Origin of the sequence: Pseudoalteromonas sp. GW168-MNA-CIBAN-0100 (assembly GCF_040309225.1) — a bacterium.
In the GTDB taxonomy this organism is placed as follows: Bacteria; Pseudomonadota; Gammaproteobacteria; order Enterobacterales; family Alteromonadaceae; genus Pseudoalteromonas; species Pseudoalteromonas arctica.
Genome location: NZ_JBEOOL010000276.1, coordinates 1 through 340, shown reverse-complemented (window position 1 = coordinate 340; position 340 = coordinate 1). Strand labels below are relative to the sequence as shown.

1 protein-coding gene is annotated in these 340 nt (G+C 46.8%); it reads left to right on the top strand.

The window, feature by feature from the left end; translation table 11 throughout:
• Window positions 1–340, top strand: a 340-nt coding sequence (locus tag AAEY62_RS21095; RefSeq protein ID WP_350636285.1) for a CNNM domain-containing protein, incomplete at both ends; no start/stop codon positions are given.

Below are 340 nucleotides of genomic sequence, written 5' to 3'. Positions count from 1 at the left end.
CATACCGCCGGAGCCGCTGGAGTTGGCGCGCAAGCAGCCATTGTATTTTCGGATGCAGCAGTAGGGGTTGCCTCTGCAGTGATGACTTTATTTGTGCTGGTGTTTTCTGAAATCATACCTAAAACGTTAGGGGCAAACTATTGGCGAGTACTTACCCCAAGTGTGACTTACGGTTTACGCTTTTTAGTTATATTGCTTAAGCCTTTTGTATGGCTTGCACAAAAGCTGACAAATTTAATGGGGCCAAAGCACGACCAAGCCTATTATATTCGCCAAGAAATAGAAGCCATGGCCGATATAGGCACTGAGTCGGGGGCGCTGCATCAAGATGAGTCTGAAA